Origin of the sequence: Nocardia terrae, assembly GCF_009760405.1 — a bacterium.
GTDB classification, from domain to species: Bacteria; Actinomycetota; Actinomycetes; order Mycobacteriales; family Mycobacteriaceae; genus Nocardia; species Nocardia terrae.
Window position 1 is genome coordinate 871,447 of the sequence record NZ_WRPP01000002.1, and the last position, 18,126, is coordinate 889,572.

Genomic DNA, 18,126 nt, shown 5'->3' on the forward strand with positions numbered 1-18,126 from the left:
GCGGAATGCTCACGCGCACACGGCAACCGGGCAGGGTGCCCGGTGCAGCAGATCCCGGCTGGTCGATCCGAACAGCGCGGCCGTCGCGGTATTGCGGGCCCGGGTGCCGACCACCACCAGCTGAGAGTCGCGTGCCGCCTCGGCGAGCACGGTGGCGGGCACGCCGGGCGTCGCCATTTCGGTGACCCGCACCCCCGGATGCGCCTCGCGGTGCGCGGCCAGCGCCTCGGCCAGGACGGCGTGTTCGGTGGCGGTGCGGTCGACTCCCGGACCCACCGGTGCGATCCGGTTTCCCGGCCAGCAGTGCACCGCGGTGAGCGGCACCTCGAGGGCTTCGGCGAGCTCGAAACCCAATTCCACCGCGGCCGTGCTCAATGCGGTGCCGTCCACGCCCACCACGACCGGCTTCCGTCGCGGAATGCGCCGCCCCGCGGTGCCGCGCCACACCACCACCGGGCATCGCGCGTGCCGGGCGACCTCCATGGTCGTCGCCCCGACCAGCCTTCCGTCCCAAGCGGTCTGGGCCCCGATGACCAGGATCCGGGCGTGTGCGCTGAGCGCGATGAGTGCGGGCGCGGCGGCCTCGGGGGTGATCTCGGTGGTGACGGGCAACTCCGGCGTGCACGAACGGACCAGCGCGACAGCGTGTTCGGCGGTGCGCGCGGCGATCTCGTGCCAGCGCATCACCCGCGCCCCCGGCGGCCGGTGCCCGGGATCGCCGTCGGGGTGGGGGAACCGGGGTGCGCAGGCGATGACCAGCGGTGCGCGCACCGCCGCGGCGAGATAGGCCGCCCACCGGAGGGCATTGAGCGAGGTCGGCGAGCCGTCCACCCCGGCGACGACGGCGTTGCGGTCAGGGTGCGCGTCCATGATTCCTCTGTTCCCGGTGAATCCGTGTGAAGGCTGGTGCCTGTCCTCGAGGATGACGCCTCGGCGGCCCGTGCACACGATGCGAGAGACCCCGATCGAGGTGACGAAAGCCCACCGGATCGCGGTGTCGCCGGGACGGTTTCACAGTCCGGTGGGATAGGTCTCCGGTGTCGTGCCCGCCACCCAGGTGCTGTCGGGCATGAGCGGTTCGAGGGCAGTGGTCCGATCGATGTGGATGATGGCGTCGAAGCGATCGGCCGCACGCGTGTGGAAGTAGTGGCTCTGCCGTTCGGTGCCCGGCTGGTAGATCACGCCGATGGCGCGTTCCAGCCGGGGTGTGCGCAGGATGTCGACGGCCCGATCGGGCCGGTCGGTGCGCAGACAGAACGCCGGCATCCCGGTGTCGTGCAACAGTTCCTCGATGCTGCTGGGCAGCGGCGGGCGCACGGTCTTGCGTTCGGCTGTGCCGTCCCAGCGGCTGGCCGCGGTGACCGTCCCGCTCGCGGTGGTGAATCCGATGGTGCGGCAATCGTTTCCGTGACGTTCGCGCACCAGCTGCCCGAGCGAGAGCTGCCCGTCGGCCGCCATTTCGGTGGCGCGCGCGTCGCCGACGTGGGAGTTGTGCGCCCACACCACGATCCGCGCCGGAGCGCCGGGCCGCGAGAGATGGACGGACAGGGCGTCGAGGGTGTCGGCCATGTGCTCGTCGCGCAGATTCCACGAATCCACCCGGGGCCCGAACATGGTCCGGTAGTACGCCTCGGCATTGCGTACCGTCCACGCATTGCGCAGCGCGTCGAAATGCGCTTCGCCGTCGCCGGTTTCGATGAGGTCGGCGGCGCTGCGCTGCAGCTCGACCAGCTGCCGGACCACTTCGGCCTGGCAGGATTCCCCGCCGCCGAACGCGGCGGCGAACCCGTAGGCCTGGCCGTCCTCCTCGGAGACGCGGTCGAAGCAGGCGTAGCGGTTCGCGGCCCGGCGCGCCGCGGCCGGATCCACCTGCTCGAGATAGTCGATCACGCGCCCCATCGAGCGGTGCATGGAATACAGGTCCAGGCCGTAGAATCCGGCGCACGGCTGCTCGTCGCGGCGGCGCTGGTCATTGTGCAGCCGCAGCCATTCGACGAATTCGCGCACCACCGTATTGCGCCACATCCAGCCCGGGAAGCGCTCGAATCCGCTGAGCGCGTGCGTCGGTGAGCCGTCGGTGCCCAGGCCGCGGACATAGCGGTCGACCCGGTAGGCGTCGGGCCAGTCGGCCTCGCAGGCCACCCCGCTGAAGCCGCGATCGCTGATCAGCCAGCCGGTGATGGCGGCCCGCGCGGCATAGAATTCGGCCGTGCCGTGCGAGCTTTCGCCGATGAGTACGAATCGCGCGTCGCCGATCAGCTCGTCGAGCACGTGCTCGGGTGGGACGCCCGCGGGCGCTTCGATCGCGGCGGCGCGCAGCACGGCGACCGGATCGAGGGTGGGTCGGACCGCGCCGATCGTCGGGGTCGCGAGCAGCGTGCGCACCTCGTCGTCGGTGACCTGGGTGAAGTTCCAGAACGAGTCGCCGACGGCGCGGAACGGGGAAGGCATGGTGGCGCACACCATTTCGTCGACCAGCCCGCCGAATTCGCGGCAGGTGGACTCCGGCGCGGCCGGGACCGCGACCACGATGCGCTTGGGCTCCTCGGCGCGCAGCGCTTCGACCGCGGCCAGCATGCTCGCGCCCGTGGCCAGTCCGTCGTCGACCAGGATGACCGTCCGTCCGGCCACCTCGACCGGCGCGCGGCCGTCGCGGTAGGCGGTCTGGCGGCGGGTCAGCTCACGCGCCTCCGACCGTGCGATGGAACGCAATTGCTCCGAAGTCAGGTGCAAGGCGCGCACCATATCGTCGTTGACCACCACCCGGCCGTCGGAAGCCAGTGCGCCGATGGCGAATTCGGGATTTCCCGGTGCGCCCAGCTTGCGCACGATCAGGGTGTCCAGCGGGGCGCGCAACGCGGCCGCCACCTCCCAGGCGACGGGCACCCCGCCGCGCGCCAGGCCGAGCACGATCAGGTCTGGCTCGCCGCGATAGTGCTCGAGCAGCCGGCCCAGCACCCGACCGGCCTCACGGCGGTCGCGGAAGATCTGCGGCGATTCGTCGCGCAGGACGATTTGTTCGGATGTCATGGCTACTCCCGGTGCGAGGTGTCGAGGCCGGACGGCTTCAGCGTCCTCGCGCCCGCGTCTCGTCCGACAGAGCACTGCGGCCCGCAGCATCGGGGCCAACGTCCCGCCGCAACCCCCGGTCGAATCCGTCGATCGCAGGCCGAACCAGGGACATTGGGCGGCGCTCAGATGAGGAAGGTCCCTGTCCGGGGCGTCGCCGGGTGTCGACACTGGGGGCACACGCAGTTGAATCGGGGTGCCGAAATGAGGAGCCGCAAAACCACCTACGCCGTCGCGATCGCGGGTGTGCTCGTGCTCGCGGTGGCATTGACCGTCCTGAGCCTCGGATACGGGGCGTGGGGCCGATCGGGTGGAATGATGGGCACCCGCGACCCGGGCACGGCGATGGGCGCGCGGCTGCGCGATGCCCCCGGCCCTCGGGTGAGCGAGGAGGACGCCGCGCGCCTCGGCGCCCAGACTCCGGCCGACGCGACGGTGGATCGGGCAAGCAACAGCATCGTCTTCACCGGCACCGACGTGCGTCTGGTGGTCATGGCGAGCCCGGTGATGCCGGCCGAGGACTTCCGGATCGCGGGCCTGATCGACCCCACCGTTACCGTCCCCATGGGCGCTCACGTGAGCATGCAGGTCATCAACGCCGATGACGATATGGCGCACGGCCTGGTGATCAGCCGCAGCAAGTATCCGATGATGATGATGACGTCTCCGGCGTTCCGCGGGGCCGGAGTGTGGGCACTCGGTGACGCCGGCGCGGACGGAATGCACACGCAGACAGTGAATTTCACCGCCGACGCCTCCGGCACCTACCGGTACGTGTGTCCGGTGCCCGGTCATGCCGAGAAGGGCATGTCGGGTGCGTTCATCGTCGCGCCGAACGCATCCGGCCCCGCCGCCTAGCAGGAATCGAGCAGGGACCATGGGGGTCATCGAGGCGCATGCGGTGAGCAAGCGTTACCGCGGCACGCTCGCGCTGGATCGGCTGGAGCTCGACATCGCGCCGGGCGAGGTCTACGGATACCTGGGGCCCAATGGTGCGGGGAAGACGACCACGATCCGGCTGATGCTGGGTCTGCACCGGCCGACCTCGGGCACGATCCGGATCGGTGGCCGCGATGCGTGGTCCGAACCCGTGGCCGCGCACCGGGACTGCGCGTACGTCGCCTCCGAGGCGATCCTGTGGCCGGCGCTGACCGGCGCGGAGACCTTCGAGTATCTTGAGCACCTGCGCGGCGGCTGTGATCGCGTCTATCGGGAGTCGCTGATCGCGCGGTTCGACTTCGATCCGGACAAGAAGGTGCGCGCGCTCTCGAAAGGCAACCGCCAGAAGGTTCAGCTGATCGCGGCCTTCGCCACCCGCGCGGAGATCCTGATCCTCGACGAGCCCACCTCGGGACTGGACCCGTTGATGGAGGCGGCCTTCCGCGAGACCGTCGGCGAGGCGCGGGCCCGCGGGCAGACGGTGTTCCTGTCCTCGCACGTGCTCAGCGAGGTGGAGGCGCTGTGCGACCGCATCGGGATCCTGCGGGCGGGACGGCTCATCGACGAGGGCACGCTCGCGCAGCTGCGGCACCTGTCGGCGCGCACCGTCGAGGTGAACTTCGCCGAGCCCGATGTCGATCTCGCGGCGGTCGGTGCGCTGGCCGGGGTCGAGGTCGCCGAACTCGCCGATCACCATGCGGTGCTCCAGGTTCGGGGCCCGATGGGCCCGCTGCTGTCGGCGCTGACCCGGCTGCCCGTGACCACGATCGACAGCCGCGAGCCCAGCCTCGAGGAGATCTTCCTCGTGCACTACCACGGCGGACCGGACACGGGCAGCGCCCGCCCGCGAACCGGTGACCCGGAGCTACCGGGGGTGCCACGGTGACCGATCGGGCATGGCACGGAGTGACGGATCCGGCATGGCTGGGAGTGACGGATCGGGCAGGGCACGGCTTTGCGGTCATGGTGCGGGCGCGGTTGCGCGCCAATCGGATTTCGCTGGCGGTGATGACGGTCCTCATGGCCGTGTTCTGCGCGGCGTCACTGCAAACCTACGTGGTGGCGTTCCCCGCTGAGGCGACGCGCGCGGCGATGCTCGCGCCGCTGGTGAACAACGGGGCCTTGCGCGCGCTCTACGGCTACCCGTTCGACATCGGCGACCCGGCCGGATGGGTGGCCTGGCGCACCATGACCAGCGTCGGGCTGATCATGGCGGTGTGGGCGTCGATCATCACCGCGGGTGCGCTGCGCGGGGAAGAGGACGCGGGCCGCGGCGATCTGGTGCTGTCCGGCGCGCAGCCGCGCCGGCGATGGTTCGCCGCCGCGGTGACCGCGACGGTTCTGCAGGCCGGGGTGATCGGCGCGGTCTGCGTGAGCGCGCTGGCGGCCATCGGGATTCCGCAGCACCTGCTGACCCTCGCCAATGCGGGGGAGCTGGGGCTGCAACTCGTCGCGCCCGCCTGGTTCTTCGCGGCGGTGGCGGCGCTGACCTCCCAACTGACGGCGACGGTGCGCGGCGCGCGGCTGCTGGCCGCGAGCGTGGTGGTCGTCGCGTTCGTGGTGCGCGCCCCCGCGGACATCGGCGACGGCATTCCGTGGCTGCGCTGGGTGACGCCGCTGGGCTGGTTCGAGGAACTGCGGCCCCCGGCCGCGCCGTCGCTTCCGGCGCTCACGGTGATCCTGGCGGGAACCATCGTGCTGCTCGGTGTTTCGATGCTGATGCTGGGGCGACGGGATATCGGTCGCGGCCTGCTCGAGGTGCGCGAGAGCCGTTCCCCGCGTCGCCTGCTGCTGGGGTCGCCCGCCCGGGCCGCGCTGCGCGAGGAAGCGCCGCAGCTGGTGTTCTGGTTCGCCGGAACGGCTCTGTACGCGCTGCTGATGGGCAGCCTGGTCAAGACCATGCTCGACTTCCTGCGCCGCACACCGATGTACACCCAGTTCTTCGGCAGCAAGCTGGCTGTCGACAGCTTCGTCGCCCTGCTGTTCTCCCTCATCCAGCTGCTGGCGGCGCTGCTGGCGGTGACGGTCATCGTGGCCGCCCGGGCCGAGGAGGCCACCGGCCGCCTGGATCTCGTGCTGGCGATGCCGCGCTCGCGGTCCGCGTGGCTGTCGGGGCGCGCCCTGCTGGCGCTGGGATCGGCGGCGGCGCTGACAGCGGTTGCGGCGGTGTGCATCTGGTCCGGTGCGGCGTTCACCGGCCAGTCCCTGGCCCCCGGGGCGCTCGTCACCGCGGCCGCCAACAGTCTGCCCCTGCTCGCGGTGGTCATCGGCGCGGCCGCCCTCGCCCTGGCCGTGGTCCCGCGCGCGGTGAGCTTCGTCCACGCTCTCGTCGTGGCCGCCTACCTGTGGGACACCTTGGGCACCACGCTGAAACTCCCGGAATGGGCGCTGCGCCCGTCACCGTTCCATGCCCTGGCCCGAATCCCCGTGCAACCCTTCGCGCCCACCCCGGCCGCCACCGTGGCCGTCGTGGCCGCCGCACTGTTCACCGCGGCGCTGATCGTGTTCCGTCGCCGTGACCTGGCTGCTGCCTGACTTCGGCGGCAGCCTCGAAATTCCGTGTGCTTCAGCGTCGGTGATCGGTGGTCTCCGGGTGCGAGGAAACGGTGAAGATGTCGTCCACCGCACGCCGCGGAGTCCGCGGGCGCTGCTCGTCCTGCGGCGCGATGCCGACGCGGATCACTACCTGGGGCAGGATGCGGTGGGGGAGCAGGTCGGCGAGGGCGCGGCGGGCGGCGGGCAGTTCGGTGATGTGGGTGAGGGCGCAGGTCGCGAGTCCGCGGGCGGTGCATTCGAGCAGCACGGTCGACAGCGCCTCGCCGGCGTGCAGCCAGCGCAGCACGGAGTCGTCGTGGGTGCCCAGCACCACCAGCCGTGACGCGTCGGTGAGTCCGGCCCGGCGTCCGGTGTCCGGCACGGCGGGGAAGGCGCGGGCGACGCCGACCCGAGCGGTTTCGGCCTCCGATGTGAGGGCAGTGGCGGGGAGGCCCTCGTCGGCTTCGGGAATGCCGGTCCACCAGTCCAATTCGTCCCGGTACATGGGGTCGTAGCGGCGGGCGGCGGTGGCTTTGCGCGACAGTTCGACCAGGCACATGCGGCCGTTGCCGTTCAGGACGTCGAAGGCGACGTCGTGCGGGGCGACCAGGTGGCGCAGGACCGGTGCGAGCTCGCTCCAGCCGCCGGGTTCGCGCAGGGGAAGTCGATCGGTGTAGCGCAGTTCGATGGCCCGCGCCTGCGCCGCCGAGGCCGCCGGAGGATCGGGCCACGGGTGGAATCGGAGGGTGGCCAGGTGGTCGGGACGGTCCGGATCGGGTAGTCGCACGGCGTCGGTGCGCCAGCCGCGCGCGGCGAACGCGACGCGCATATGGTGCAGTGCGGCACCGCAACTCATCGCCCACTGGCGGCCGTGCGGGTCGGTGGCGTACAGCCGCAGGCCGTTGTCGCCGTAGAGGTGCAGGCGGGCGCCGTCGAACACCCACCGCCACGGTTGGGTGTTGTGCACCGACGGCGCGCGGGCCGCGAGCCGCACGGCCGCGCGCAGGGTCTCGTCGTCCGGGATCGTGAGGGCCGTGTCGTGTTCGCTGGTGGTCATACCGTGAGTCTGAGCAGCCGCGGACCGCACCGGTACCGTCCTTGCGCCCGCGCCGGAGGGCCGATGGTCACATTCGGTATGGCGCGGGCACTTGGGTACCCGTGGTGTGGGCCGATCGTCCCTGGTGCGCGACGCCTTGTCGGCGCACAGTGGTCATGCAGGCGTTCGGGGCTCTGGAGAGGTGCGCGGAACATGGAGAGCGACGGCGTTCGGACCGCACCCGAGGACACCGTGGCGAGCGCCGCTGCGGCGATGGATCGCGCCGGCGGCAGCCGATGGCGGATCACCGGCAATCCGTTGCGCCACGGCGTCTCCGATGTCACCGTCTACACGATCGGTTCCGGCGGTGTGGCCGCTCGCGGCATTCTCGAAGAGGCCGAGTGGATTTCGGGCCCGGAGGTACTGGTCGCAGGGGTCTACACCGGAGATGGTCCGGAGCAGGAACTGCTGGCCGCACCCGGTTGGACTCGGATCGAAACGACCTCGCCGCTGCCGGCCACCGAACGGTTCCTGGACCTGTCCGACGGCGTGCTCTACCGGTCGGACGCGGCGAGGGAATTTCGGAGCCTCCGATTCGCCTGTGCGGAACGGCCCGGTGTCCTGGCGATGCGGATCGAGGTGGCGGGGAACCGGCTGGCCGCCGCGCAACCGCTGCTGGTGACCGATACCGGCCAGACGACGTCCGTCACGGACCTCCCGCCGGTGACGTCGTTGCCCGGCGATGTCGAAACACACTGTGTACGGGTCGAATCCGAGTCGGGCGGGGCCGTCGTGGTCGCGGCCGCGCAGCGGCGCACACAGCATGGCGGCCTGGACCGCATCGCGGTCTACGTCGGCGACGACGCGGGGCGCACCGCCGCCGAGCGGGCGCGGTCCGCACTGGCCCGTGCGTGGGACCGGGGGATCGATCGACTGCTCGCCGATCACCGCGCGAGCTGGGCGCGGCGCTGGTCCATCGTCGGCATCGACCTGCCCGGCGATCCGGAAACCGAACTCGCCGTGCGCTTCGCGTTGTTCCAGCTGTGGTCGAACGCCGGCATGCACGGTGAGTCCGCGGTCGGGGCCCGGGGCATCTCGGGATCCGGGTATCGCGGCCACGTGTTCTGGGACGCCGATGCCTTCGTGCTGCCCGCCATGGTCAGCATCGATCCGGAGGCCGCCGAGGCGATGGTGGCCTACCGGCTGCGGCGGCTCGAACCCGCTCGGCAGCGGGCCCGCGAGCAGGGCTGCGGTGGCGCTCGCTTCCCCTGGGAGTCGGCCGCCGACGGCGTCGATGTCACGCCCCGCACCGGATTCCTCGGTGGCGCACCGGTTCCCATCCTGACCGGTACCCGCGAGGAGCACATCACCGCCGATGTCGCCTGGGGTGCGGACCATTACGCCGAATGGACCGGACGCACCGACTATCTCCGCACCACCGCACGCGATCTGGTGGTCGAGACCGCGCGGTACTGGGCAGCGCGCGTGCGGATCGACGCGCGCGGCCGGGCCCATCTCGACCAGATGATCGGACCCGATGAATACCACGAATCGGTCGACGACAACGCCTTCACCAATGTGATGGCGCGCTGGAACCTGCGCCGTGCCGCCCGCCTCCATCCCGAAAACCCCGGCGAGGAGCGCGAATTCACGGCCTGGCGCGACCTGGCCGAACGGCTCGTCGACCAGCTGGGCCCCGACGGCCGCTACGAACAGTTCAACGGATACTTCGGACTGGAACCGCTGCTGGCCGCCGAGCTCGGCCACCCTACCGTCGCCGCCGACGTGCTGCTCGGGCAGGCTCGCGTCGCCGGTTCCCAGCTGATCAAGCAACCCGATGTGCTGATGCTGCACCACCTCGTGCCCGAGGAGGTGGCCCCGGGATCGCTGATCCCCAACCTGGACTATTACGCGCCGCGCACCGTGCACGGTTCGTCGCTGTCGCCCGCGGTGATGGCGGCCCTGCTGGCGCGGGCGGGACGCGCGGACGCGGCACTGCCGATGCTGGGTCCGGCGCTGCGGCTGGACCTCGACGACCGCTCCGGCAACACCGCCTCGGGATTGCACCTGGCGACCATGGGCGGCGTGTGGCAGGCGATGCTCGCCGGATTCGCCGGGGTCCGGGTCCACGGCGGTGTGCTGAGCATTCGTCCCGTGCTCCCCGAACGATGGCCCGGACTCGGTTTGGCGTTCCGATGCCTGGGGCGCTGTGTGCGCGTTGACATCACCCGCGCGGGCGTCGCCCTGCGCGTCGACGGACCGCTGACGGTGGCGGTGGGAAATCGGCCGGCTCGGTCGGTGTCCGGCGAATCCTGGTGGCCCGCGAACGAGGAAGGGAAATCGTGAACGACATTCTGGTCCGTCCGTCGGAGCCCGCCCTGGCGGTCGCCGCGGCATTGGCGAAAGTGACCGGCGCACAGGTGGATTCCGTGCCCGCCGAGATCTCCGGCGCGGAATTCGCCCGCGCGCTCGAAGGTCCGGACGTCGCGCTGGGCGTGATGGCGCGCGCCCAGGGACCGTGGGAGATCGTGCAGCGCTCGCCCGTGCCCCTGGTGGTGGTCCCGCCCGAGACGGCCGCCGACTATGTCCTCGAGCGGGTGCTGGTGCCCTTGGACGGCACCGAGGAATCCGCGCACGCGATCGGGGAGACCGTGCGGCTGTTCTCCGCGGCGGGGATCGAGATCAGCGTGCTGCACGTGTTCGACGCGAACACCGCTCCCGCGCACTGGGATCAGGCCGCGCACGCCCGCTCGGCCTGGGAGAACGAATTCCGGGCCCGCGTGTGCGCCCCCTACCTGCCCTCGACGGTCAGCACGGTCACCCTGCGCAGCGGCGCGCCCGAGGAGAGCATCCTCGACAGCGCCGCCCGAGCCGACATGATCGTGCTGGGCTGGTCGCAACGACTGCTGCCCGGTCGCGCGCGGATCGTTCGCCACATCCTGGCCGAGGCGAAGGTGCCGGTCCTGCTGACACCGGTCCGTCACGGCTGAGAACACCGCTGCCGCAGCCTGTTCGGCCGCTCAGCGCGGCAGGGCCGCGCGCACGCTGCGGGCGATCCAGCCGCCGCCGGCGATCTCGGCCACCGCGGGCAGCCACTCGTGTGGCCGTGGCGGGGTGACCGTGGTGGTGAGCTGATCGAGCACGCTGCGCCGGCGCAGGGTGTCGGCGAGTTCGAGCACCATATCGGGCAGATCCAGGGCCAGGCCGAGGTAGTCGATGCGCTGTTCGGTCCACATGCCCCACAGATTGCGCGGTGTCGGCAGCAGCGCCAGCAGCAGCTGCGGCAGCAGCGGCCGGAACAGCACCGACAGGTCCAGATCGGGCCGGACCACTCGCGCCGAGGACTCCAGGGTGATCAACGCGCGGCACAGCAGCATGAGCTCACGCGGGAACACGATGCCGAAGGCGCCGCCCAGCCCCAGATCGCGCAGCAGCAATTGCGCGGCGGTCATCCCGGTTTCGGCCTCGTACCAGTCTTCGACGAGCTCGGCCACGGCGTCGCGGAACCCGTGCGGGTCCGCGCCCGGGCGCAAGGTGGACATGCGCAGCAGCGCGGTGCCGACCGCGTTGTAGTCGCCGCTGATGAGCGCCAGCAGCATCAGGCCCATGCGCCGCCGCTGCGCGCGATCGAGGCGTCCGAACATGCCGAAATCGAGCAGGCAGATCCGATTTCGCGGCAGCAGCAGAATATTGCCGGGATGCGGGTCGGCGTGGAAGAGCCCGTCGGTGAACAGCTGACGCACCATCCAGCTCGCGCCCGCGGCCAGCACGCGCTCCGGATCGATACCGGCGGCGATCAGTTCGTCCGCCGGAGCGGGCGGCATCCCGTCGATGAGATCGGTGGTCAGCACCCGGGACGTGCTCAGGCCGCGGTGCACCGCCGGGACGACCAGCCGCGCGTCCGGTGCGGCATTGCGCCGCACCTGCTCGGAAACCGTTGCCTCCCGGCGGAAGTCGAGTTCGCGGGAGGTGTAGGTGGTGAGCTCGTCGACGGCCTCGGTGGGGCGGAAGGCCATGGCTCCGGGCCGGTGGGCTTCCACCTTGGCCGCCGCCCAGCGCAGCAGCGCGAGATCGCGGGAGACCAGTTGGGCCACATCCGGGCGTTGCACCTTCACCGCCACGGCGCGGCCGTCACGCAGCACGGCGCGGTGTACCTGCGACAGCGAGGCAGCGGCGAAGGGCTCGGGTTCGAAATCGGCGAACAGGCGGTTCAAGGGTGCGCCCAGCTCGGATTCGACGATGCCGCGGGCGGTGGCGGCGTCGAACGGCAGCGCATGGGTGTGCAGTCGCTGTAGTGCCTGGGCGTAGGGCAGCGGCAGATAGTCGGGTCGCAGCGCCAGCATCTGCCCGGCCTTGACGAAGGTGGGGCCGAGCTGTTCGAGCACCTCCCGAATCCGGTCCGGCAGCGGTCTTTCCAGCGCGCGGTGATACTCGCATTGGCTGAACCCGGCCGCACAGTGCAGGCGGCAGCGCAGCGAACCGCATTCGCGCACCGCGAGAGCGTCGCTCAGCCACTGTGTTTCATTGGTCCACAGCACGCGGGTGATCTGCGATATCCGCGACGCTCGGGCACGGTAGCCGACGCGGGAGGTCATGGGCACCTCGGGTTCAGGGGACGGGCGCGTTCCAGAGCGGGAACCAGCGCTCGAGTTCGGGTTCGATGGGCAGTTCCGCGGACAGTGCCGCGCGGGCACGCAGTTCGAGCGTCGTGTCGCGGCGGTGGTCGTCGAGGGGCGCGAACGGGTAGAAGGTCCCGCGTTTGAACAGGTACACCAGTCCGAGTCGATGGCCGGGGCCGCCGTCGTCGCCGGTGAATCCGAGGACGGTGCACAGCAGCAGCGCTCCGAATCCGTTGTCGGACAGGGTGGTGTTGATCGCGTGCAGGGCGGTCACCAGCGCCGGGAGATCGGCGATCTCCTGGTGGCAGACGATCCAGGTGAAGCCGTACTCGTCGCGCGTGGTCCGGACGGTGATGTCCGCCTCCAGGTGCAGCAGCGCCAGGATGTCGTCGCGGGTGTGCCGCGCGCCGGCGCCCTCGGCGGCCCGGAAGCAGACCGCCCCGGTGCCGGTGGCGTGCACCGCGAGCGCGGCCTGCAGGGTGTAGGCCGCGGGCGGAACGGTGAACAGGACATCGAGATTGGGCGGTACCGGCCGGGTGCGGCCCAGGAGGGTGTCGAGGAATCCCATCGCTCACGCCTCGAGTTCGATGGCCAGCTCGGCGAGCTGGTCCAGGCGGCGTTCCAGGGTGGGGTGGGTGGACAGCAGCGCCGACAGGCCCGCGCCCGCGCCGAAGGCGGGCACCACGAAGAACGCGTTGAACGGCTGTTCGGCCCGCAGATCCCGGCTCGGAATGCGGGCGATGTCGCCGCTGATCGAGACCAGGGCCGAGGCCAGGTCGGAGGGGCGTCCGGTGAGGATCGCCCCGGCCCGGTCGGCGGCCAGTTCCCGGTAGCGCGACAGTGCCCGGATGAGCAGATAGCTGACGGCGTAGACCAGAGCCGAGACCGCCATCACCGCGAGCACGACGGGAAACCCTCCGCCGCCGCGCCGATCCCGGCCGCCGAACATCGACGAGTACATGGTGAACCGCGCGACCAGCCCGGCGAGCACGCCCAGGAACGACGCCGTGGTCATGACCACCACGTCGCGGTGTGCGACATGGGAAAGCTCGTGTGCGAGAACGCCGTCCAGCTCCTCCGGGGACAGCCGCCGCAGCAGTCCGGTGGTCACGCACACCACCGCCCGGCTCTGGCTGCGTCCGGTGGCGAAGGCATTGGGCATGTCCAGATCGGCGACGGCGACCCGCGGTGCGGGCATGTCCGCCAGCGCGCACAGCCGCTCCACGACGGCGTAGAGGCGGGGCTCCTCCTCGCGGGTGACGACGCGGGCGCGCAAGGCGTACAGCGCGATTCGGTCGGAGAACCAGAACTGCGCCCACACCAGCGCCCCCACGATGACCACGATGACGACCATGGACTTGATCAGCGCCACCAGCGCGGCGATGAACGCGACGTAGACCAGGCCGAGCAGGAACACCGTCAACGCCATGCGCGCGGTGAGCTCATGATCGGGTCGGAATCGGTTGCGCACGACTCACCCCGGAATGAGGCCGTCGCCGCGCAGCATCGCGCGCACGTCGGACGCGGGCGTGTCCGGGCCCGGCAGCACCAGATCCGAGGCGACCACCAACTCCGGGTTCAGCCGGACGCCGAATCCGCGCACGGCCGAGAGCAACTGGTCCAGGCTCAGCTCGTAGCCGCTCTCGTCGTCGGCCTCGAGGGCCAGCATGAGCTGGTCGTCGAGGTCGTTCAGATAGTCCAATCGGTCGTCGTCGAGGATGTACTGGTCCTCACCGAGGATTCGGATGATCATGACCGGCCCTCCCGGTTCGCCGCGTCGATGGCCTGCGGGCTGCCGACGGACGCCTTGAGCTTCGCGAGTTCGTCGTCGATGCCCCCGCCGCGGACGGCGTCGAGGGCGGCCTGGATGTCGTCGCGTCCCCCGGCGGGCGCGGTGGCGTCGTCGAGCACCCCGGCGGCGATGAGCTCGTCGAGCGCCTGCGCCCGCGAATTCATCTGTGCGGTCTTGTCTTCCGCGCGCTGCATGGCCAGCCCGACATCGCCCATCTCCTCGGAGATCCCGGTGACGGCCTCGCCGATCCGGCTCTGCGCCTCGGCCGCGGTGTAGGTGGCCTTGATCGTCTCCTTGCGGGTGCGGAAGGCTTCGACCTTCGCCTGCAGCCGCTCGGTGGCCGCGGTCAGCTTGGCCTCCTGGGCGGCGAGTTCGTCGTGCTGAGGCCGCAGCTGCTCGATCTGCTCCAGCGCCGCGGCGCGGCGGGTCAGCGCCTCGCGGGCCAGATCGTCGCGCCCCTGGCCGACGGCCTGTGCGGCCTGCTGCTGCAATCGGTCCGCCGATTGGCGTAACTGGCTGTCCTGCAATTCGATTCGCTTGCGACTGGTGGCCACGTCGGCGAGGCCGCGGCGCACCTGCGCGAGCATTTCCAGCTGGCGCTGGTAGGAATAGTCGAGTACCTCGCGCGGATCCTCACCGCGGTCGAGTAGCTTGTTGGCCTTGACCCGGAACAACAGGGCCAGGCGATGGGCGATGCTCACGTGTCCACTCCTCGGAGAGTCGGTCTTCCCACCGTCGCCGACCCGGATGCGCCGCGGTAGGGACCTTGGGGCCCGAACCCGGGGGTCCTCGGTCCGCTGTCGGCGGGATCCGCACCGTTACCGGTCGTGGAACCCGGAATCGCACGAGCGCAAGAGTATTTCGCACCTCACACGCGTCCGGCCCCAGCGTTCCGGCGGGTCGGATTGCTCTACTGGGGGATTTGTCCGGCGCGGTTTCCTGATGTTGGAAAAACCACCGAACCGCCGTAGCGAAGGAGACGCTGTGCGCATCGGATTGATCGCTCCCCCGTGGGTACCCGTACCGCCGCCCGCCTACGGCGGCACCGAGGCCGTCGTGGACAATCTGGCACGCGGGCTGAGCGCGCTCGGCCACGACGTGCGACTGTTCACCGTCGGAGAATCCACCTGCCCGGTTCCGAAGTCCTATCTCTACGAGCAGCCGTTCAGCCCGATCGGGGTGGCGGTGCCGGAGGCGGCGCACGTGCTGGCCGCCTACGAGGAGCTCTCCGACGTCGACATTATTCACGATCACACCGCCCTCGGCCCGCTGATCGGGCCGCGCCCGGACGGCCCGCCCGTGGTGAGCACCTGCCACGGGCCCTTCGACCCGATGAACGCCCGCAATATCGCCTCCTTCGCCGACCGGGTCACGGTGGTGGCGATCTCGCACGCGCAGAAGCGTTTCGGGGCGCCGATCCCCATCGCCTCGGTGATCCACCACGGCATCGACCTGGACACCTACCGCTACGGTCCCGGCGGCGGCGGGTATCTGATGTGGATCGGCCGGATGTGCGCGGCCAAGGGCGCCCACCGCGCGGTCGAGTTCGCCCGCGCCTCGGGACGGAAACTGGTGCTGGTCAGCAAGATCCGCGAAGCCGAGGAGCGCGAGTTCTACGAGAAGGAGGTGCGGCCGCTGCTGGGGCCCGACGATCCCGAGCCGCAGGAACTCGGCGTGCACGACCGGGTACGGCTGCTGCAGCGGGCCGACGCGCTGCTCAATCCGATCGACTGGCCCGAACCGTTCGGGCTGGTCATGGCCGAGGCCCTCGCCTGCGGCACCCCGGTGCTGGCATTCCCCAACGGCGCGGCCCCGGAGATCGTCGACCCCGGCCGCACCGGATTCCTGTGCGCCGACCGGGAATCCATGCTGGACGCCATCGAGGCCATCCCCACCCTCGATCGCCGCGTCTGCCGCGCCACGGCCGAACGCCGATTCAGCCTGGATCGCATGGCCCGTGACCATGTCGCCCTGTACCGGCGGGTGCTCGGCCGCACCGAGCCGCGTACCATGACGGCTGTGGGCACCGTGACCGGTGTGGCATGAACACCGAAACGCCACCGGCACAGCGCCGTTCGATGGTGGCCATCGTGATCGCCGTGGTCGCGGTGGTGCTGGCCGGGGCGGCGGTGATGTTCGCGGTCACCCGCGGTGATCATCACGGCTCCTCCACCGCGACGCCCTCGGTCGTGACATCGGTTCCCGGGCCGGGGGTCCCGTCCTCGACCGCGCCGGCCTCACCGTCCGCGTCCCCGACCTCCTCGGGGCCCGCGGACTTCGGCTACCAGCCGCTGTGGCCCTTCGGCAGCGTCGGGCAGGCGATCGCCTGGCAGCGGGAAGCCAATCCGGGCGGCCATCAGCCCTGGCACCTCGACGCCGGGATCATCGCGCAGATGTTCACCCAGCAGTACCTGGGCTTCACCGCGGTCAACAAGGTCGTGAAGGTCTCGACCCAGGGCGAACAGTCCTGGGTCAGTGTCGGATTCGACAACCCGAACGGTGTGGCCACGGTGGCGGCGGTGCTGCACCTGGTCCAGATCGGGGAGGGAGCGTCGATCGACAAGCCGTGGGAGGTGGTGGGCAGCCAGGACACCACGCTCACGGTGACGGCCCCGGCCTACGGCGCGACGGTGCGCAGCCCGGTCACGGTGGGCGGCACCATCACCGGCGTCGACGAGAGCCTGCACGTCCAGATCCGTGGGGGCGGCCAGGACCATGCGGTGGGTGAGGTGACCGGAATCCCGGCCGGGGGCACCTCGGCGCCCTGGACGGCGACGGTGCCCTTCACGGTCGGCTGCCCGGCCACGCTCACCATCGCGGTGTCCACGGGCGGCCACGTGGCCGACGTGGAACGCTTCGCGGTCACCGGGGTGCGCTGCTGAGCGCGATGGTTCGGGTCTCTCGTTCGAGGACCAAAGCCCCTCCAACAAGAGACCTGAACCTCTGGGAAGAAGACCCCGGAAACAGTGAAATCGATTGCGCCGGAACAACTGACTCCTGGAGGAGGAAGACATGAGCCTGATTCGTCGCCAGTCCGCCCTGGTGCCCGATTTCACCGAGCTGTGGAACGCCATGATGTCGCCCGCCGCACCGGTGTTCGGCACGCATCCGCTGCGGCTCGAGGATTCCATGGACGAGAAGCAGTACACCGTGCGCGCCGAGATCCCGGGCATCGACCCGGCCAAGGACGTGCAGGTCTCGGTGCATCAGGGCCAACTCACCATCAAGGCCGAGCGCACCGAGAAGCACGAGGAGAAGGGCCGCTCGGAGTTCAGCTACGGCTCCTTCGTCCGTACCGTGACGCTGCCGGCGGGCGCCCAGGAGGACGGGGTGCAGGCCAGTTACGCGAAAGGCATTCTGACCGTGTCCGTTCCGCTGGGTGAACCGCAGGAGCCGGTCCGCAACATCCAGGTGGAATCCGCGGAGTGATACCGACCTCGGCCCCGAATCACGATCGATCGCACCGTGATTCGGGGCCGGTCGCATGGACCGGGCGCGTCGAGCGCAGGTGCGCGATATAGATGGCGGCCTCCGTGCGCCGGCTCAGATCCAGTTTGCTCAGCACCCGCGAGACGTAGTTCTTGACCGTCTTCTCGGCCAGATACATGCGTTCGCCGATCTGGCGGTTGGTCAAGCCCTCGCCCAGTAGCTCGAGCAGCGTGCGCTCCTGATCGGTGAGCCGGGAGAGCGGATCGTGGCTGTTCTCGGCCCGCTGGCGCAGATGCCGCATCAGGGCGGCGGCGGCCCGGTTGTCGAGCAGCGATCCGCCCGCGGCGACCTCCTTGACCGCGGAGGTGAGCCGCAGACCCTGAATATCCTTGATCACGTAGCCCGATACGCCGGCGAGGACGGCGTCGAGCATGGCTTCCTCGTCGGTGAGCGAGGTCAGGATCAGACATCGAAGTTCCTCCCGGCCGGACAGCAGGTCTCGGCACAGTTCGATGCCGTTGCCGTCGGGCAGGCGCACATCGACGACCGCCACATCGGGGCGGAGCGCGGGAATCCGGGCCAGGGCCTGTGCCACGTTGCCCGCCTCGCCGACCACGAACAGCTCGGGATCGAGGGTCAAGACCTGTTTGAGGCCGCGTCGAGCGATCTCGTGATCGTCGACCAGAAACACGGAAACCACCACGGCC

Annotated in this window: 17 protein-coding genes; 8 read left to right on the forward strand and 9 right to left on the reverse strand. The window is 70.5% G+C overall.

The annotated features are described in order from the left end of the window. Positions 1 to 9 precede the first annotated feature (9 nt). Positions 10 to 870: a universal stress protein gene (locus GPX89_RS13940; RefSeq protein ID WP_157387855.1), complete on the reverse strand. Its 861-nt coding sequence runs from the start codon at positions 868 to 870 to the stop codon at positions 10 to 12. A gap of 141 nt (positions 871 to 1,011) precedes the next feature. Then, positions 1,012 to 3,030 carry an erythromycin esterase family protein gene (locus GPX89_RS13945; protein ID WP_157387856.1) on the reverse strand — a complete coding sequence of 673 codons (2,019 nt, stop codon included), beginning with the start codon at positions 3,028 to 3,030 and terminating at the stop codon, positions 1,012 to 1,014. Positions 3,031 to 3,273: 243 nt separating this feature from the next. Between GPX89_RS13945 and GPX89_RS13950 the strand changes: the two genes are divergently transcribed. Genes GPX89_RS13950 through GPX89_RS13960 form a run of 3 tightly spaced genes read left to right on the forward strand, consistent with a single transcriptional unit; the run spans position 3,274 to position 6,543 of the window. Then, positions 3,274 to 3,927, forward strand: coding sequence for a sulfocyanin-like copper-binding protein (locus tag GPX89_RS13950; protein WP_157387857.1), 654 nt, complete (start codon positions 3,274 to 3,276; stop codon positions 3,925 to 3,927). Between the two features lie 19 nt (positions 3,928 to 3,946). Further along, positions 3,947 to 4,894 (forward strand): ABC transporter ATP-binding protein, encoded by a 948-nt coding sequence (locus GPX89_RS13955; RefSeq protein ID WP_157387858.1) that lies wholly within the window; start codon positions 3,947 to 3,949, stop codon positions 4,892 to 4,894. Beyond that, a complete protein-coding gene (locus GPX89_RS13960; RefSeq protein ID WP_157387859.1) occupies positions 4,891 to 6,543 on the forward strand; it encodes a hypothetical protein in 1,653 nt (550 codons plus the stop codon). The genes GPX89_RS13955 and GPX89_RS13960 overlap by 4 nt, the downstream gene beginning before the upstream one ends. 31 nt (positions 6,544 to 6,574) lie before the next feature. Here the strand turns inward: GPX89_RS13960 and GPX89_RS13965 are convergent, their stop codons facing one another. After that, positions 6,575 to 7,600: an Acg family FMN-binding oxidoreductase gene (locus tag GPX89_RS13965; RefSeq protein ID WP_157387860.1), complete on the reverse strand. Its 1,026-nt coding sequence runs from the start codon at positions 7,598 to 7,600 to the stop codon at positions 6,575 to 6,577. A gap of 192 nt (positions 7,601 to 7,792) precedes the next feature. Here GPX89_RS13965 and GPX89_RS13970 point away from each other — a divergent pair, with 192 nt between their 5' ends. Then, the gene (locus tag GPX89_RS13970) at positions 7,793 to 9,925 is read left to right on the forward strand and encodes a glycoside hydrolase family 65 protein (RefSeq protein WP_198347423.1); all 2,133 of its coding nucleotides are present in this window, start codon (positions 7,793 to 7,795) and stop codon (positions 9,923 to 9,925) included. Further along, on the forward strand, positions 9,922 to 10,569 hold the full coding sequence (locus GPX89_RS13975; protein WP_157387862.1) for a universal stress protein: 648 nt from the start codon (positions 9,922 to 9,924) through the stop codon (positions 10,567 to 10,569). Before GPX89_RS13970 ends, GPX89_RS13975 begins: the two co-directional genes overlap by 4 nt. Positions 10,570 to 10,599: 30 nt before the next feature. Here the strand turns inward: GPX89_RS13975 and GPX89_RS13980 are convergent, their stop codons facing one another. The 5 genes from GPX89_RS13980 to GPX89_RS14000 are packed head-to-tail and all read right to left on the reverse strand — an operon-like array spanning position 10,600 to position 14,691. Beyond that, positions 10,600 to 12,174 carry an ABC1 kinase family protein gene (locus GPX89_RS13980; RefSeq protein WP_157387863.1) on the reverse strand — a complete coding sequence of 525 codons (1,575 nt, stop codon included), beginning with the start codon at positions 12,172 to 12,174 and terminating at the stop codon, positions 10,600 to 10,602. 13 nt (positions 12,175 to 12,187) lie between these two features. Continuing rightward, complete coding sequence (gene pspAB, locus GPX89_RS13985) at positions 12,188 to 12,766, reverse strand: PspA-associated protein PspAB (RefSeq protein ID WP_157387864.1); 579 nt, start codon at positions 12,764 to 12,766, stop codon at positions 12,188 to 12,190. A gap of 3 nt (positions 12,767 to 12,769) precedes the next feature. Next, on the reverse strand, positions 12,770 to 13,669 hold the full coding sequence (htpX, locus tag GPX89_RS13990; RefSeq protein WP_328601800.1) for a zinc metalloprotease HtpX: 900 nt from the start codon (positions 13,667 to 13,669) through the stop codon (positions 12,770 to 12,772). 3 nt (positions 13,670 to 13,672) lie between these two features. Then, on the reverse strand, positions 13,673 to 13,951 hold the full coding sequence (gene pspAA, locus GPX89_RS13995; RefSeq protein ID WP_157387865.1) for a PspA-associated protein PspAA: 279 nt from the start codon (positions 13,949 to 13,951) through the stop codon (positions 13,673 to 13,675). Further along, positions 13,948 to 14,691 (reverse strand): PspA/IM30 family protein, encoded by a 744-nt coding sequence (locus GPX89_RS14000; RefSeq protein WP_328601801.1) that lies wholly within the window; start codon positions 14,689 to 14,691, stop codon positions 13,948 to 13,950. Before GPX89_RS14000 ends, pspAA begins: the two co-directional genes overlap by 4 nt. Before the next feature lie 283 nt (positions 14,692 to 14,974). On the opposite strand from GPX89_RS14000, the gene GPX89_RS14005 reads away from it, so the two are divergent. The 3 genes from GPX89_RS14005 to GPX89_RS14015 all read left to right on the forward strand — a co-directional run bounded on the left by GPX89_RS14005 (position 14,975) and on the right by GPX89_RS14015 (position 17,419). Next, positions 14,975 to 16,036 (forward strand): glycosyltransferase family 4 protein, encoded by a 1,062-nt coding sequence (locus GPX89_RS14005; RefSeq protein WP_198347425.1) that lies wholly within the window; start codon positions 14,975 to 14,977, stop codon positions 16,034 to 16,036. After that, on the forward strand, positions 16,033 to 16,872 hold the full coding sequence (locus GPX89_RS14010) for a Gmad2 immunoglobulin-like domain-containing protein (protein WP_235947116.1): 840 nt from the start codon (positions 16,033 to 16,035) through the stop codon (positions 16,870 to 16,872). The genes GPX89_RS14005 and GPX89_RS14010 overlap by 4 nt, the downstream gene beginning before the upstream one ends. A 130-nt stretch (positions 16,873 to 17,002) precedes the next feature. Next, complete coding sequence (locus GPX89_RS14015; RefSeq protein ID WP_157387867.1) at positions 17,003 to 17,419, forward strand: Hsp20/alpha crystallin family protein; 417 nt, start codon at positions 17,003 to 17,005, stop codon at positions 17,417 to 17,419. Between the two features lie 19 nt (positions 17,420 to 17,438). Here GPX89_RS14015 and GPX89_RS14020 read toward each other — a convergent pair whose 3' ends face one another. Next, the gene (locus GPX89_RS14020) at positions 17,439 to 18,119 is read right to left on the reverse strand and encodes a response regulator transcription factor (protein WP_328601864.1); all 681 of its coding nucleotides are present in this window, start codon (positions 18,117 to 18,119) and stop codon (positions 17,439 to 17,441) included. Positions 18,120 to 18,126: the final 7 nt, after the last annotated feature.